This is a genomic window from Aerococcus sp. HMSC10H05 (genome assembly GCF_001806975.1).
Taxonomy (GTDB): domain Bacteria; phylum Bacillota; class Bacilli; order Lactobacillales; family Aerococcaceae; genus Aerococcus; species Aerococcus viridans_B.
Map to the genome: position 1 here is coordinate 1 of NZ_KV787003.1, position 1,073 is coordinate 1,073.

The 1,073-nt window shown below is 58.2% G+C and carries 1 pseudogene; it reads left to right on the forward strand.

The window, feature by feature from the left end:
• Positions 1-1,073, forward strand: a pseudogene (locus HMPREF3116_RS08825) (IS3-like element ISPsy31 family transposase); the annotation flags it as partial.

Below are 1,073 nucleotides of genomic sequence, written 5' to 3' on the forward strand. Positions count from 1 at the left end.
CGCAAAGACAAGAAACGCATACAGGAACTTGAGCGCGAACTGCGCCGCAAAGACAAGGCGCTCGCTGAAACCGCGGCGTTGTTGGTGCTGCGAAAAAAGCTCAACGACTACTGGGGGACCGTCGACGAGGACAACTGACGTCCTTGCCTGAGCGCCTGTTACTGATTGACTGGCTAAATACCGCTGTTGCAGAGGGAGCCCGAAAAGCAAGGGCCTGCCAGGAAATCGACCTGTCATTGCGTACCTTGCAGCGATGGACGCAGACAGACGTTTTCAAGGCTGATGCCCGCACAACGGTCACGCGGCCGACTCCGTCCAATGCACTGAGCGACGTTGAGCGCCAAGCTATTATCACACTGTGCAACAGCCCTGAGTACGCTCACCTGCCGCCCAGCCAGATCGTGCCACGGCTGGCCGATCAAGGGTGTTATCTGGCGTCGGAGGCCACGTTTTATCGCGTCTTGCGGGCCGCAGGTCAACAACAGCGTCGAGGGCGCAGTCAGCGTCCCAGACGATATGCGGCACCGACGACACATGCAGCCAAAGCGCCGAATCAGGTGTGGTCGTGGGACATTACGTACCTGCCGTCACCGATAAGGGGCAAGTATTATTACCTCTATTTGATCGAGGATATTTACAGCCGCAAGGCCGTTGGCTGGGAAGTTTACGAGATGGAAAGCGGCGAGAAAGCCGCCGCCCTGCTGCAACGCAGCGTGATAGGCGAGCAGTGTTTGCACGAGCCGCTGGTGCTGCACTCGGACAACGGTGCGCCGATGAAATCGGTGACGTTGTTAAGCAAGATGTATGAACTGGGCATCACCCCGTCGCGTGGGCGACCGCGTGTCAGCAACGACAATCCTTACTCGGAGTCGCTGTTCAGGACACTGAAATACTGCCCGCAATGGCCGCAGGACGGGTTTGCCAGCCTTGACGCGGCACGCCTCTGGGTGAGGGATTTCATGCGTTGGTACAACAATGATCATCGGCACAGCCGGATACGTTTCGTGACACCGACTGAGCGGCATCGAGGGCTGGACCATCAGATCCTGGCCAGGCGACATGAGCTGTACGAG